The sequence below is a fragment of the Massilia sp. LjRoot122 genome (genome assembly GCF_964252725.1).
GTDB lineage: Bacteria > Pseudomonadota > Gammaproteobacteria > Burkholderiales > Burkholderiaceae_D > Telluria.
Window position 1 is genome coordinate 4,352,145 of the sequence record NZ_CAXUPB020000001.1, and the last position, 14,454, is coordinate 4,366,598.

Here is a 14,454-nt window from a genome sequence, read left to right on the forward strand (position 1 = left end):
GGGACGGCAGGTGCTTTGATTGCTGACTTGAAAGTAAGTTCAGTTAAAACCTTGACTATTTTCAGGTTGGTCCAAGGACCCTTCCCTGTGGCTTTGCTGCACAACAGCATGGCCGCGTTTTCACCCAAGGAGTTTGCAACATGATGGAAACAATCTTGTCCCGGTCGATCCGCGCGATCTGCCTGGGCGGCATGACCCTCGGCATGCACGCCGCGTTTGCCCAGGAAGCGGCGCAAGCGCCTGCGCGCGTCGAAGTGACCGGCTCGCGTATCCGCCAGGTGGACCTGGAAACGGCCCAGCCGATCCAGGTCATGACCCAGGAACAGATTCAGAAGACCGGCCTGATCACCGTCGGCGACGTGCTGAACCAGCTGTCCTCGGTCGGTTCGCCGGACTTCAGCAAGGGCGGCTCGCTGACCTCGAACCGTGAAAACGGCGGCCAGTTCATCAACCTGCGCAACCTCGGCTCGAACCGCCTGCTGGTGCTGGTGGACGGCAAGCGCTGGACCCAGTCGGTTGACGGTTACACCGACATGTCGACCGTGCCGGCCTCGATGATCGACCGTATCGAAGTGCTGAAGGACGGCGCCTCGTCGATCTACGGCTCGGACGCGATCGCAGGCGTGGTCAACATCATCCTGAAGAAGCGCATGGAAGGCGGCAACCTGAGCGTCTACATGGGTGCCAACAAGGAAGGCGACGGCAAGAGCAAGGACTTCTCGCTGAGCTACGGCGCCAACGGCGAAAAGTCTTCGCTGATGTTCGGCCTGTCGCACACCGAGCAGGGCACGGTCTGGGCGAACAAGCGTCCGATCACCGGCTTCCCGCGCGGCCCGCAATACCCGACCGAAGGATTCGGCGTCGGCCCATGGGGTAACATCACCGACCTCGACGGCACCTTCGACAAGGTCCTGAACCACACCGGCGGCCCGCTGGGCGACGGCACCGGCAGCGACTCGCGCAACCCGGCCAACTACCACGACTACGACGGCCGTGCCGCGGACAACTTCAACAGCGCTTCGCAGATGATGTTCGCGATGCCGACCAAGCTCGACACCCTGTTCACCAAGGGCACCGTTGAACTGCCGTACGGCATGCAATTCCAGACCACCGCGATGTACTCGCAGCGCAAGTCGGTCGCCCAGATCGCCGGCTACCCGCTGAACAGCTTCAGCCAGCCGGCCTTCCCGGTCTACATCGACAAGGACAGCTACTTCAATCCGTACGGCAGCTCGGTGCTCGGCGCCGGCAACGGTCAGGACCTGATCTTCTACCGCCGCACCATCGAACGTCCGCGCATCACCGAGAACCAGAACCGCACCCTGCACATCGACGCCACCCTGTCGGGCGACTTCGAGTTCCGCACGCTGCCATGGAACTGGAGCGTCGGCTACAACCACAGCGCCCTGCGCGGCTCGACCTACGGCACCGGCAACCTGAACCTGCTGAACCTGAAGCGCGCCCTCGGCCCGTCGTTCCGCAACGCTTCCGGCGTGGTCCAGTGCGGCACCGCCGCCGCCCCGGTCGCCCTGGCCGAATGCCGTCCGTTCGACATCATCGGCGGCCCGTCGGCCTCGAACCCGGAAGTGCTGGACTACGTCATGTCGACCGGCCAGGCCACCTACGGCAGCACCATCAACAGCGCCACCGCCGACATCTCGGGTGAGATCTTCAGCCTGCCGGCCGGCGGCGTCGGCGTCGCGGTCGGCCTCGAGCACCGCGAAGTGCGCGGCTACGACGTGCCGGGCCAGTTCGAGCAATCGGGCTACTCGAGCGACCTGGCGGGCAATCCGACCCGCGGCCGCTACACCGTGCGTGAAGCCTACGCCGAGGTGAACGTCCCGCTGCTGAAGGGCGTGCGTTTCGCCGAGCTGCTGAGCCTGAACCTGGCGACCCGCCACTCGGACTACAGCAACTTCGGCGTGACCAACAACAGCAAGGCCAGCTTCATGTGGAAGCCGACCAAGGACCTGCTGGTGCGCGGCACCTGGGCTGAAGGCTTCCGTGCTCCGTCGGTGGGCGACACCTTCGGCGGCGGCCAGCAGACCTTCGACGACTACCTGGATCCGTGCGACGCGCTGTACGGCCAGACCAGCGACCCGGCCGTGGCGGCACGCTGCGCGGCGGCAGGCGCCGGCGCGGGCTTCCGCCAGCTGGCGCAGACCGGCCCGATCACCAGCGCCGCCGGCGACCAGAGCCCGTATCCGTTCATGGCAGGCGCCGGCAACGCGGCCCTGACCCCGGAAACCGCGATCACCCGTACCGCCGGCTTCGTGTACAGCCCGTCCTTCGTGCCGGGCTTCACCCTGGGCCTGGACTGGTTCAAGGTGCGCATCAACAACCGCATCACCGAGATCAGCGCGACCGACGTGGCCGAGTACTGCTACGTGCAGGGCCTGGCACCATACTGCGCGGCGATCAAGCGTGACCCGATCACCGGCGAGATCACCTCGCTGAACCGTGGTAACGCCAACATCGGCGCCCAGGAAACCGAAGGCCTCGACCTGTCGATCGCCTATCGCCTGCCGCGCACCAAGTACGGTCAGTTCACCGTCCGTTCGGACACCGCCTACGTCGACAAGCTGCGCGAGCAGGCGACCGCCGGTGCGGAATGGGTCGATGAAGTCGGCGAGTACTTCTACAACCGTACCAAGACCAACCTGTCGCTGGACTGGAGCCTGGCCAACTGGAACGCCACCGTCACCACCCGCTACCACGGCGGCGTGAAGGACCGCTGCTACAAGGTCAACGCGGCCGAGTGCTCGAACATCGGCGGCGAAGCAAGCTGGGGCAAGAACTACAACCAGCTCGGCGGCGTGGCTTACACCGACCTCAGCGTCGGTTACAAGACCGCGTGGAAGGGCCAGGTCATGGTCGGCGTCAACAACCTGTTCGACAAGAAGCCGCGCCTGATCACCACCAGCGCCGCCTCGTCGTCGCGCGTGGATGCGGACTACCCGATCGACCGCTTCTTCTACGTGCGCTACAACCAGGCCTTCTGATGACCACGGCCCGCAAGGGCCTGGCCTGAAGCAGCCCGATGCCCGCCAGGTTCGCCTGGCGGGCATTTTTCATTGGGCGCGGGTATCATGGCGGACTACGCAGACAGCAGAACAACACAATGGCAATCAAACTCAAGAACGACAAGGACATCGCGAAGATGCGCGTCGCCGGCCGCCTCGCGGCCGAGGTGCTGGCGATGATCAAGGAACACGTGGTGCCCGGCGTCTCGACCGAAGAACTCGACCGCCGCTGCCACGACTACATCCGCAAGGTCCAGAAGGCGACGCCGGCCAATGTCGGCTACCACGGCTTCCCGAAGACCCTGTGCACCTCGGTCAACGGCGTGGTCTGCCACGGCATCCCGAGCGAGAAGGAAGTACTGAAGGAAGGCGACATCGTCAACATCGACGTCACCGTGATCAAGGACGGCTGGCACGGCGACACCAGCCGCATGTACTTCGTGGGCGAGCCCGCGCCGGTGGCGAAGAAGCTGGTCGATACCACCTACCAGGCCATGATGGCCGGCATCCGCCAGGTCCGCCCGGGGGCGCGCCTGGGCGACGTCGGCCACGCGATCCAGAAGCTGGCCGAAGGCGCCGGCTTCTCGGTGGTGCGCGAGTACTGCGGCCACGGCATCGGCCGCGTCTACCACGAAGATCCGCAGGTGCTGCACTACGGCCGCCCGAACACCGGCTTGCTGCTCAAGGAAGGCATGACCTTCACGGTGGAACCGATGATCAACCTGGGGGGCGCCGACGTCGACCAGCTCGACGACGGCTGGACCGTGGTCACGGCGGACGGCTCGCTCTCGGCCCAATGGGAGCACATGGTGGCGGTCACGAAGAACGGGGTCGAGATCCTGACGCCCTGGCCGGACGCCTGAGCTTCTTCCCCTTCGTGCTGCGGCACGCAGCCATAAAAAAACCCCGGGCCGCAACCCGGGGTTTTTGCTAGGCGCGCAGCGCTTAGAAGCTGTACTTCGCCGACACGGTGAAGTAACGGCCGTACGGGTTGTGCAGACGGGTGTTGTAACCGCTGCCGCCGATCGCGCCGTAACGCGGATCGTACGGTGCCGCTTCGTCGAACAGGTTCTGGACGTTCAGGGTCACGGCCAGGTTCTTGATACCGGTGTAGGTGTAACCCACGCCGACACGGACCCATTCCTTCACCGAGCAATCCGGGAACGCCGTCAGGTAACCCGGGATCGTGCCGTTGGCGCTCGGGAAGTTGGCGGTGGTCGTGCTGTTCACGACCGGCGCGTAGTGGCAGAACGGCATGGCGTAGGTAACGTCCTTGTCGTACTTGCGACGCAGCGAAACCGGGCCGGTGTAGTTGATGTTGGCGCTGAACGCGTGCGCACCGCGGCTCAGCGAAGCCGAGATGTTGGTCTTCCAGCGCGGAACGTCGATACCGCTCGACAGGTTCCAGTCCACCAGACCGGCATTGAAGCCAGCGATGTTGTGCTCCGGATCGCCTGCTTCCTGCGCCAGGTAGTAGCCGTGGGCGTAGGTCGAGCTCAGCTTGGCGCTGAAGTTGCCCATCGAGCCCAGGTTCTTGCGGAAGGCCACATCGATGTCGACGCCGCGCACTTCCGTCGCGCCCTGGTTGAGCCAAGGCTCGCGCACTGCCAGCAGCGGACCGGTGCCCGGGATCGGGTTACCGGCGGCGTCGCGCAGCAGGTTAGCCGGATTGGTGTCGCGCACGATCAGGCCAGGGTTGTTGTCTTCGTTACGCAGCGCGTCGAAGGCCGAACCCAGGGCCACTTCGCCTTCCTTGCGGATCTTGTAGAAGTCCAGGCCGAAGTCCCAGTTGTTGGTCGGCGAGAACAGGATGCCGAACGAGTAGGACTTCGAGGTTTCCGGCTTCAGGTCCGGGTTGGCGCCGCCGGTTCCCGATGCGGACTTCGCGCAATCCACTTCGCTCGCACCTGGTTTCGGGGTCTTCTCGTCGGCTTCGCAACGCTTCGGATCGAACAGGCCCGACAGGAAGAACTGCGCGCCGCCCGGGGTCACCTGCGACAGCGCCGGGGCACGGAAGCCCTCGGCATAGGTACCGCGGAAGGCCAGGGTCTTGGTGGCGTTCCACTTGGCGCCGACCTTCGGCACGAAGTTGGTCTTCATGCCTTCGTACTTGTCCCAACGGCCCGCGAAGTCCATCTCGAAGTTCTTCAGGAACGGCGTACGGAACTCGACGAAGCCCGACTTGACGTCGCGTTCGCCGTCGATGATGACGTTGGCCAGGCCGAAGATGTTACCGGCTGCCAGTTCGGCGTCCGGACGCATCTTCAGGGTTTCACGGCGGAACTCGGCGCCGACTGCCATGCCGATCGCGCCGCCCGGCAGCGAGCCGAACTGGGTGCTGGCCTTGGCGTCGACCTGGGCGATGCGCGAACGGTCGTCCGAGCGGGTGCTGCGGAACAGGGTCGGATCGTTGGCGACATCGGCGATGCGCGAACCTGCATTGATCTTGCTCAGGGTCGGCAGGTAGAGGCGACCGTTGTAGCCGTCTTCCTTGCGCGCTTCGTTAAACAGGTAAGCGGTTTCCCAATCCCAGTTGAAGTGCGAGCCCGACAGGCCGGCCAGCAGGCGGCCGGTCTGGTTGATGGTCTCGGTACCCTGCGGCGCGTTCTCGAAGCGGTAGGCGAACGAGGCGCGCGCGTTGGTGAACGGGTTGTCCGGGTGGCCGATCGGCAGGATGCTCTGGTACGACGGCGCCACGCCGCTTGCGGTGAAGTTGGTGGTCACGCCGGTGCTGATCGCGATCGGCGAGGCGGTGTACTGGCGCTCGGTGCGGGCATATGCCACTTCGGCGAAGGCGCGCACGTTGTCGTTGAGCTTCAGGACGCCGCGGGTCAGGAAGCTGCCGTCCTTGCCGGCGCTGGTGCCTTCCAGGTATTGGTTGGTATCGAAGTTACAGAAGGTGCGGCCGAAGAAGACGCTCGAGGCGGTAAAGCCCATCGAGGCGTCGCCGACCAGGCGGCGATTTTGCGGGCAGTTGTCCAGCGGTGCGCGGAAGCGGTCGGCGGCGTTGGCCGGGGTCGCGGTGAACGAACGCGAGCCAGGGCTGCTTTCACGGTAGAACAGCGGGGCTTGCGAGATGTTGCTGCCGTATGGCGATGCATAGCGGTTCTGCAGGCGCTTGTACTCGTCAAACTTGATGTCGCGCACTTTATCGCGCTGGGTGCGGTCGCGGTCCGACAGGTCGGCCGTGAAGAAGACGTTGAAACCGTCGGTCTCGACGTCGCCCAGGCCGGTGTAGAAGCCCACGCCCTTGCGGGTGAATTCGCCGTCGTCGTTGGTGCTCATGCGAGCGCTGATTTCCGAACCACGGAACGAGGACTTGGTGATGAAGTTGATGACGCCGCCGATTGCGTCGGAGCCGTACACGGCCGATGCGCCATCCTTCAGGATCTCGACGCGCTCGAGCGCGTTGATCGGGATCTGGTTCAGGTCATACAGGGTCGAGTTGCCGTTGTTCGGGTCGGCGTAGGCCGACGGCGCCATGCGGCGGCCGTTCAGCAGGATCAGGGTCGAGGTCGACGACAGGCCGCGCAGCGACGCGGTCGAGACGCCACGAGAGAAGCCGCCATCATTGGTGTCGATCAGGTTGTCGCCGCCGATTGCCGGTACCAGGCGCATCAGATCGGTGACGGTGGTGGCGCCGGACTCGCGGATTTCCTTGGCGGTGATGGTCTGGATCGGCTGGGTGCCTTCCTTGTCGGTGCGCTTCAGGTTCGAACCCGTCACATAGACGGTGGAAGGCGCTTCCGATGCGGAGTTCTGCGCCAGGGCGAACGGTGCGACGCCAACTGCCAGGGCAACTGCGACGACACTGTGTTTCAAAAGAGGTTTATTCACGTTTTCCGTCCCAAACATTTCTATTATGTTTTCTCAATACGAGATATGCACTTGATGCATACAGGGATTAAGTCTCGCAGGAACTTGCTAGTAAGAAAACGCTTTTCTTAAGGAAAGGTTAAAAAAACTTGATATCTGTTGTTTTTCCTCAACGCCAAATATTCTTCTGCTCTTGGTGCAAATACACATATAAAAAACGCCCCTTTCGGGGCGTTTTGCAAACTTCTGTATGTACGGCTTCGCTGCTTATTTTGCGTTCATCAGCGCAACGGTGGTGTCCAGCATGCGGTTCGAGAAGCCCCACTCGTTGTCGTACCAGGACGACACTTTCACCAGGCGGCCCGAGACCTTGGTCAGGGTCGCGTCGAAGTTCGACGAGGCCGGGTTGTGGTTGAAGTCGACCGAGACCAGCGGATCGGTGTTGTAGGTCAGGATGCCTTTGAGGGCGCCTTCCGACGCCGATTTCATCAGCTGGTTGACTTCATCGACGCTGGTGTCGCGCTTGGCGATGAAGGACAGGTCGACGATCGACACGTTGATGGTCGGCACGCGGATCGCGAAGCCGTCCAGCTTGCCGTTCAGCTCCGGCAGCACCAGGCCGACTGCGGCGGCGGCGCCGGTCTTGGTCGGGATCATCGACTGGGTGGCCGAACGGGCGCGGCGCAGGTCTTCGTGCATCACGTCGGTCAGCACCTGGTCGTTGGTGTAGGCGTGCACGGTGGTCATCAGGCCGGTTTCCAGGCCGATGGCGTCGTGCAGCGGCTTGACCAGCGGGGCCAGGCAGTTGGTGGTGCAGGATGCGTTCGAAATCACGGTGTCGGTCGACTTCAGCACGTCCTGGTTAACACCAAATACGATGGTGGCGTCGACGTCCTTGCCGCCCGGCGCCGAGATGATGACCTTCTTGGCGCCGCCCTTCAGGTGGGCCGAGGCCTTCTCTTTGGTGGTGAAGAAGCCGGTGCACTCGAGGACGACGTCCACGCCCAGCTCGCCCCATGGGATCTCGGCCGGGTTGCGCTGCGCGTACACGCGGATCTTGTCGCCGTTGACGATCATGTTGTCGCCTTCGACCGTGACGGTGCCCGGGAACTTGCCGTGCGCGGTGTCGTAGCGGGTCAGGTGGGCGTTCGATTCGGCATTGCCCAGGTCGTTGATCGCCACGATCTGGATGTCTTGCTTCTTGCCGCCTTCATAGAAGGCACGCAGGATGTTGCGGCCGATGCGGCCATAACCGTTGATTGCAACTTTGATCGTCATTGCTTAGCTCCTGATTATAGAAAAAAACTTTTTCGTACCGCAGATACACAGCGGGCCGCCCTGAGGCAGCCCGCTAAACACTTTACGCCGCGATGACGCCCTTGGCCTTGGCCACGACGTTCTCGACGGTGAAGCCGAAGTGCTTGAACAGCACCGGCGCCGGCGCCGATTCGCCGAAGGTGTCGATGCCGACCACCGCGCCTTCCAGGCCCACGTACTTGTACCAGAAGTCGGTCACGCCGGCTTCGATGGCGACGCGCGGGATCCCGCGCGGCAGGACAGCTGCCTTGTAGGCGGCGTCCTGGCGCTCGAACACGTCGGTCGACGGCATCGAGACCACGCGGGCCTGGACACCCTCGCCTGCCAGCGCGTCGGCGGCCTTCATCGCCAGTTCGACTTCCGAACCGGTGGCGATCAGGATCACTTTCGCATCGGCGGCGTCGCGCAGCACGTAGCCGCCCTTGGCGATGGCGGCGATGGCGGCGGCGTCACGCTCCATGAACGGCAGGTTCTGGCGCGAGAAGATCAGGGTCGACGGGCCGTCCTTGCGCTGCACGGCAGCGCCCCAGGCCACTTGCGATTCGACGGTGTCGCACGGACGCCAGTTGTCCAGGTTCGGGATCAGGCGCAGCGAGGACACGTGCTCGATCGACTGGTGGGTCGGGCCGTCTTCGCCCAGGCCGATCGAGTCGTGGGTGAACACGAACAGCGAGCGGATCTTCATCAGGGCGGCCATGCGCAGGGCATTGCGGCTGTAGTCCGAGAAGGTCAGGAAGGTCGCGCCGAACGGGATGAAGCCGCCGTGCAGGGCGACGCCGTTCTGGATCGCGGCCATGCCGAATTCGCGCACGCCGTAGTTGATGTGGTTGCCCGGGATGCCCGAACGCACCGCCACCGATTCCTTCCAGTTGGTCAGGTTCGAGCCGGTCAGGTCGGCCGAACCGCCCAGGAATTCCGGCAGGGTCGCGGCCAGGGCCTGGATCGCGTTCTGCGAAGCCTTGCGGGTGGCGATGGTTTCCTTCTTCTCGACGCAGGAAGCGATGGCGGCGTCCAGCACGTCGTTGAAGTTGCCCGGCAGTTCAGCCTTCATGCGGCGCTCGAATTCGGCGGCCAGTTCCGGGTGGGCGGCGCGGTATTCCGCGAACTTCGCGTTCCATTCGGCTTCCATCTGCGCGCCGCGTGCTTTCGCGTCCCAGGCTTCGTAGATCTCGCCCGGGATGTCGAAGGGGATCGGATCCCACAGCAGGTGCTGGCGCACGGCCGCGATTTCCTTGTCGCCCAGCGGGGCGCCGTGGACCTTGTCGCCGCCTTCCAGGTTCGGAGCGCCCTTGCCGATGATCGTCTTGCACATGATCAGGGTCGGACGATCCGAGCCTTTCGCCTGTTCGATGGCGTCGGACACGGCGGTCACGCTGTGGCCGTCGATCTGGCCGATCACGTTCCAGCCGTAGGCTTCGAAACGCTTGCGGGTGTCGTCGGTGAACCAGCCTTCGACGCGGCCGTCGATCGAGATGCCGTTGTCGTCGTACAGCCAGATCAGCTTGTTCAGGCGCAGGGTGCCGGCCAGCGAGGCCACTTCGTGCGAGATGCCTTCCATCAGGCAGCCGTCGCCCAGGAAGGCGTAGGTGTAGTGGTCGACCACGTCGTAGCCCGGGCGGTTGAATTCATAGCCCAGCAGCCATTCGGCCAGCGCCATGCCGACCGAGTTGGCGATGCCCTGGCCCAGCGGGCCGGTGGTGGTTTCCACGCCCGGGGTGATGCCCACTTCCGGGTGGCCGGCGGTCTTCGAGTGCAACTGGCGGAAGTCGCGCAGGTCGTCCATCGACAGGTCGTAGCCTGCCAGGTGCAGCATCGCATAGTGCAGCATCGAGCCGTGGCCGTTCGACAGCAGGAAGCGGTCGCGGTTGAACCAGCCCGGATTGGCCGGATTGTGGCGGTAGTGCTTGTCCCACAGCGCGACGCCGATCTCGGCCATGCCCATCGGCATGCCCGGGTGGCCGGAGTTGGCTTTCTGGACGGCGTCCATCGCCAGCGCGCGGATCGCGTTGGCCATCAGGGTGGTGGTTTGCGTAGATTTCATGAGCGTACGGAGGTCTGGATTGGAAAGCGGTGGCGGTGCGGCTGGCCGTAACCCGTTATTTTAGCAGACAGTCTGCTGCCGAATTAAAATGCAGCCTCGTTCACTCCGGAAAAGCGCCGCATGCCCCGTTTTTATTGCCCCCAGCCCCTGATCGCGGGCGCCACCGTCGACTTGCCCGAGTCCGTCGCCCACCACCTGCACGTGGTGCGCATGCAAGCGGGCGACGCCCTGACCCTGTTCGACGGCCACGGCGGCCAGTACGACGCCACCCTGGCCGAGATCGGCAAGCGGCGCGCCAGCGCCACGATCGGCGCCCATGATGCGCGCGAAGCCGAACTGCCGTATGCCGTCACCCTGGCCCAGGGCTTGCCGGAAGGATCGAAGATGGACTGGATCATCGAGAAGGCGGTGGAACTGGGCGTGGCCCGCATCGAACCGCTGGCGGCGCGCCGCAGCGTGGTGCGCCTGTCGGGCGAACGCGCCGAGAAGCGCCACCTGCACTGGGAAGGCGTGATCGTGGCGGCGTCCGAACAGTGCGGGCGCAACCGGCTGGCCGGCCTGGCGCCGGTGGCGGAATTCGGGCGCTGGGTGACGGCGCCCTCCCCCGCGCCGCGCATCCTGCTCAGCCCGCGCGCCGACACCTCCCTGGCGGATTGGGCGCGCGCCGAAGGGCCGCAGGCCCTGACCCTGATGGTGGGCCCGGAAGGCGGCTTCACGGCGGAAGAAGAAGAGGCGGCGCTGGCGGCCGGCGCGCTGGCCCTGTCGGTCGGCCCGCGGGTACTGCGCACCGAGACCGCGGCGCTGGCGGCGCTGGCCATGCTGGGCGGGCTCTGGAACGGCATGTAAATCCGACGGGCGTAAAAAAACCGGCCCCTTGCGGGGCCGGTTTCATGCACTGAAGCTCGCTGGATTAGAACGAGTAGCGTGCGCCGACGTACAGGCGGCGTGGCTCGACGAAGGCGTTCGACTGGCCGAACTGGTACTTGCCGGTCGAGTTGACCAGGGCTTGCGCCGCGGTACCCGACTGCTTGTCCAGCACGTTGAACAGGTCGACGAAGAACTCGAGCTTCTGAGCACCGGCCAGCTTGTAGGTGTACTTCAGGCGCATGTCGAGGGTGTAGTACGACGGGCCGGTCTGGCTGCCGATGGAACCCGGCTTGATCCAGGTATCCAGGGTGTTGCCGACCACGTAGGCATCATCCATCTCCGGCAGGTAACGGCCGGACACCAGCTGCGAACGGGTGTACAGCAGGCCGCTGTTCCAGTTGAACACTGCGCTCAGCTCGAGGCCGTTGTTGAAGTAGTAGGTACCGTAGCCTTTGAACTGGTGCTTGATGTTGCCAGGCTGTGGGCCGTAGGCGTTCGGAGCACGTGGATCGAGCGCCAGCCAGTCACCCTGGAAGTCGGCGTTACTATCCGAGTTGGTGTTGCCCTTGGCTTCGTTCCAGGTGTACGAGACCGAACCCATCCAGTTGTCGCGCTTGGCCTTGGTCAGGCTGACTTCGACGCCCTGGTAGTCGCGCTTGCCGCCTGCCAGCGTGCCCAGCACGTAGTTCGCGTTCGGCTTCGATGGGTAGCCGAAGTACGAGTACGGCAGGTACAGGAAGGAGTTCGGCGCGGCGTGGCCTTCGACGTCAGGCGTGTTGGCCGGATCCGAGTACAGCGCCAGATCGTAGTCTTCCAGGATGTCGCGGGTGCGGCGCTTGGTGTAGGCGATCGACGCGGTCCAGTCACGGCCCAGGTTGGTCGCATAGCCGACCATGAACTCGTCGGTGAACGGGGTCTTGGTGGTCGGCGCGAACACCGCATCCGGCTGCTTCTCGCCGCCGCGGGTACGGAAGGTCAGCCAGCGGTCGCCGACGAAGACCTGCTCTTCCTGCACCGGACCGGTCAGGTTACCGGCGAAGTCCGACATGTTGGTACGGATCGGATCGTAGTAACGGCCCAGGAAGCCCCAGATCTTGCTGCGGCCTTCGCCGGTCGGGTCATACACGACGTTCAGGCGCGGTGCGAACTTCCACTCGAACTTGGCGGACTGGTTGCCCTTCGAATCCTTGTGGGTCCACTCTTCGGCACGGACGCCGGCGCCGACGGTCAGGTTGCCCTTGGTCCAGGTGTCCTGGAGGAAGGCTGCCTTGCCGGTGGCTTCCACGGTGTACGGCGAAGCAACGGTCTCGACGATGCGGTACAGGTTGACCTGGCCGTTCGGGTTGCCGGCGGTGCTGCCGAAGCGCAGCGCGCGCACTTCCGGATCGCTGATGACGCCGTCGCGGTTGGCATCGAGCAGGCTGTAGAAGTAGGCGCGGTTGGTGGCCGACGAGCCGTTGATGCCGGTGATGATACGCGGGATGTCGGCTGCAACGACCGGACGGGCGGTCCAGGCGGAGCTGGCGGCAGTCGCCTCGGTGAACGAGACGTTGCCCTGGGCCGTATTCATCGACTGGTACTGCGCCTTGTCGGCGCCGGCGTAGCGTGCGTCTTCGAAGTACTCGTTCTTCGAGACCAGGAAGCCACCCTTGATGGTATGGGTGCCCGAATTGGCGGTTTCCCAGAAGTACTCGGCATTGATGCCGACTTCGTCGCGGTTACGTTCCGAGATCGTGTCCGAGCCGAAGCCGCCCAGTTGCACCTGGGTCAGCGCCGGCGATGGCGGGGTGCGGAACAGGATGGTATTGCGGGTTGCCGTGTTGGCCGCGAAATCAGAGACTTCGCCGATGTGGCGGAACGCATAGCCGGTCACGCGCAGGTTTTCCATGTCGCGCGAGTACTGGATGTTGTAGTTGCTGCCGCCCTGTTTGCGACGGGTGTCGCGGTTGTTCAGGGTGGTCGCGGTCGTGGTGCCGGTGGTTTCGGTCGGGTCGTTGAAGAACGATGCCACCAGGCGGTCGTTCTCGGTCGCCTGCCAGGTCAGCTTCAGGAAGCCCAGGCGGTCGTCGCGGTCGACGGTACGCATGAACTGACCGGTGTCGGAGTTGACGACGTCGGTCTCGCGGGCCTTCTTCTGGTACGAACCGAAGAACCACAGCTTGTCCTTGACGATCGGGCCGCCCAGGGTGACTGCCGCGTCATAGGTCGAGAAGCCGGACGAGGTGGTGTTCTTGTAGTCGGCGACCAGCTTGTCGTTCTGGAAGTAGTAGTTGACCGAGCCGTGGTATTCGTTACTACCCGACTTGGTGATGACCTTGGAGACCAGGCCCGAACCACCCGCGAATTCCGCCGGGATGCCGCCGGTCAGGATCTGCTGTTCCTGAATGATCTCGGAGTTGATGTTCGAACCGAAGGTACCGGTGCTCGGGTCGGTCACGTCGACGCCGTCCAGGATGTAGACGTTGTCCGACGAGGAGCCGGTGGCGCCGCCGATGTCCGAGTAGTTCACGCCCGACTTCGACGACGGGTTGCCGCCGGCCGAAGGCTTGACGCCCGGGACCAGCTGCAGGTAGCTCTGGTAGTTACGGCCGGTCGGGAGCGATTCCACGACGCCCAGGTTCAGCACGGTGCCGACGGTTGCCGAGGTGGTGTCGACGCGCACCAGGCGCGAACCGGTCACGACCACTTGCTGTGCGCCGGCGTCGCCGCCCAGCGAGTAGCTGACGGTCGGGTTGGTGTTCGAGACCACGGCCACGTCGCTGGCAACGAAGTTCGAATAGCCAGGTGCGACCACTTCGATCTTGTAGTCGGTTGCAGGGTCCAGACCAGCGACACGGACGGTGCCGTCTGCTTCGGTCACAGCGGTCTTGGTCACCAGGCTGCTCGGCGAGCTGATGCGCACCGTCGCGCCGGCAACCGGCTTGCCTTGTGCGGTGATGGCGATACGCAGGCCGCCGGTTTCGGCAGCCAGTGCCGCACCCATGAAGCACATGCCGATTGCCACCGAGATTGCCGACCGACGCAGCACGGCGGTCCTCGACGTTTGTTTTACCGTATGCAACATAACTCTCCCATTCAATTCTATTGAAGCTAATTTATTAAGATCAGAGCAATGCAAGCGAAGAGCCCCGACGCATCGGCCGTTGTTTCTGTTGACGTTCCGATGCTACCTGCCTCGGGGATCCAACCTTCTCTCTCCCGACTGGCAAAAGAGGAATATTTATTCCTCGTTTCGCTGGTTGTGCCAGCTCAACTGACACATAGAATCATAGGCAAAGTTGCGTCGTCAATAATAACTGTTGGAAATATGCATACTTACAACACTTTTCAAGAAAACATTACGCGAGAGGCATAAAACCTCTTTTTTTGCGCAATGCAGCATGCTTTGTA

At 63.9% G+C, this 14,454-nt stretch carries 7 protein-coding genes; 3 read left to right on the top strand and 4 right to left on the bottom strand.

The features are described 5' to 3' along the window. Positions 1 to 140: 140 nt before the first annotated feature. On the top strand, positions 141 to 3,002 hold the full coding sequence (locus ACSQ25_RS19085; RefSeq protein WP_436107241.1) for a TonB-dependent receptor domain-containing protein: 2,862 nt from the start codon (positions 141 to 143) through the stop codon (positions 3,000 to 3,002). A 119-nt stretch (positions 3,003 to 3,121) separates the two neighbouring features. After that, complete coding sequence (gene map / locus ACSQ25_RS19090) at positions 3,122 to 3,886, top strand: type I methionyl aminopeptidase (protein WP_436107242.1); 765 nt, start codon at positions 3,122 to 3,124, stop codon at positions 3,884 to 3,886. An 82-nt stretch (positions 3,887 to 3,968) separates the two neighbouring features. Here map and ACSQ25_RS19095 read toward each other — a convergent pair whose 3' ends face one another. From ACSQ25_RS19095 to tkt, 3 genes are all read right to left on the bottom strand, one after another. Continuing rightward, the gene (locus ACSQ25_RS19095) at positions 3,969 to 6,845 is read right to left on the bottom strand and encodes a TonB-dependent receptor domain-containing protein (protein ID WP_436107243.1); all 2,877 of its coding nucleotides are present in this window, start codon (positions 6,843 to 6,845) and stop codon (positions 3,969 to 3,971) included. Positions 6,846 to 7,106: 261 nt separating this feature from the next. Beyond that, complete coding sequence (gene gap, locus ACSQ25_RS19100) at positions 7,107 to 8,117, bottom strand: type I glyceraldehyde-3-phosphate dehydrogenase (RefSeq protein WP_436107244.1); 1,011 nt, start codon at positions 8,115 to 8,117, stop codon at positions 7,107 to 7,109. Positions 8,118 to 8,199: 82 nt separating this feature from the next. Continuing rightward, entirely contained in the window at positions 8,200 to 10,197 is a 1,998-nt protein-coding gene (tkt, locus tag ACSQ25_RS19105; protein WP_436107245.1) for a transketolase, read from the bottom strand. Positions 10,198 to 10,317: 120 nt separating this feature from the next. Between tkt and ACSQ25_RS19110 the strand changes: the two genes are divergently transcribed. Then, complete coding sequence (locus ACSQ25_RS19110) at positions 10,318 to 11,043, top strand: 16S rRNA (uracil(1498)-N(3))-methyltransferase (RefSeq protein ID WP_436107246.1); 726 nt, start codon at positions 10,318 to 10,320, stop codon at positions 11,041 to 11,043. A 64-nt stretch (positions 11,044 to 11,107) separates the two neighbouring features. Here the strand turns inward: ACSQ25_RS19110 and ACSQ25_RS19115 are convergent, their stop codons facing one another. Next, complete coding sequence (locus ACSQ25_RS19115) at positions 11,108 to 14,092, bottom strand: carboxypeptidase regulatory-like domain-containing protein (protein ID WP_436107247.1); 2,985 nt, start codon at positions 14,090 to 14,092, stop codon at positions 11,108 to 11,110. Between the last annotated feature and the right edge of the window lie 362 nt (positions 14,093 to 14,454).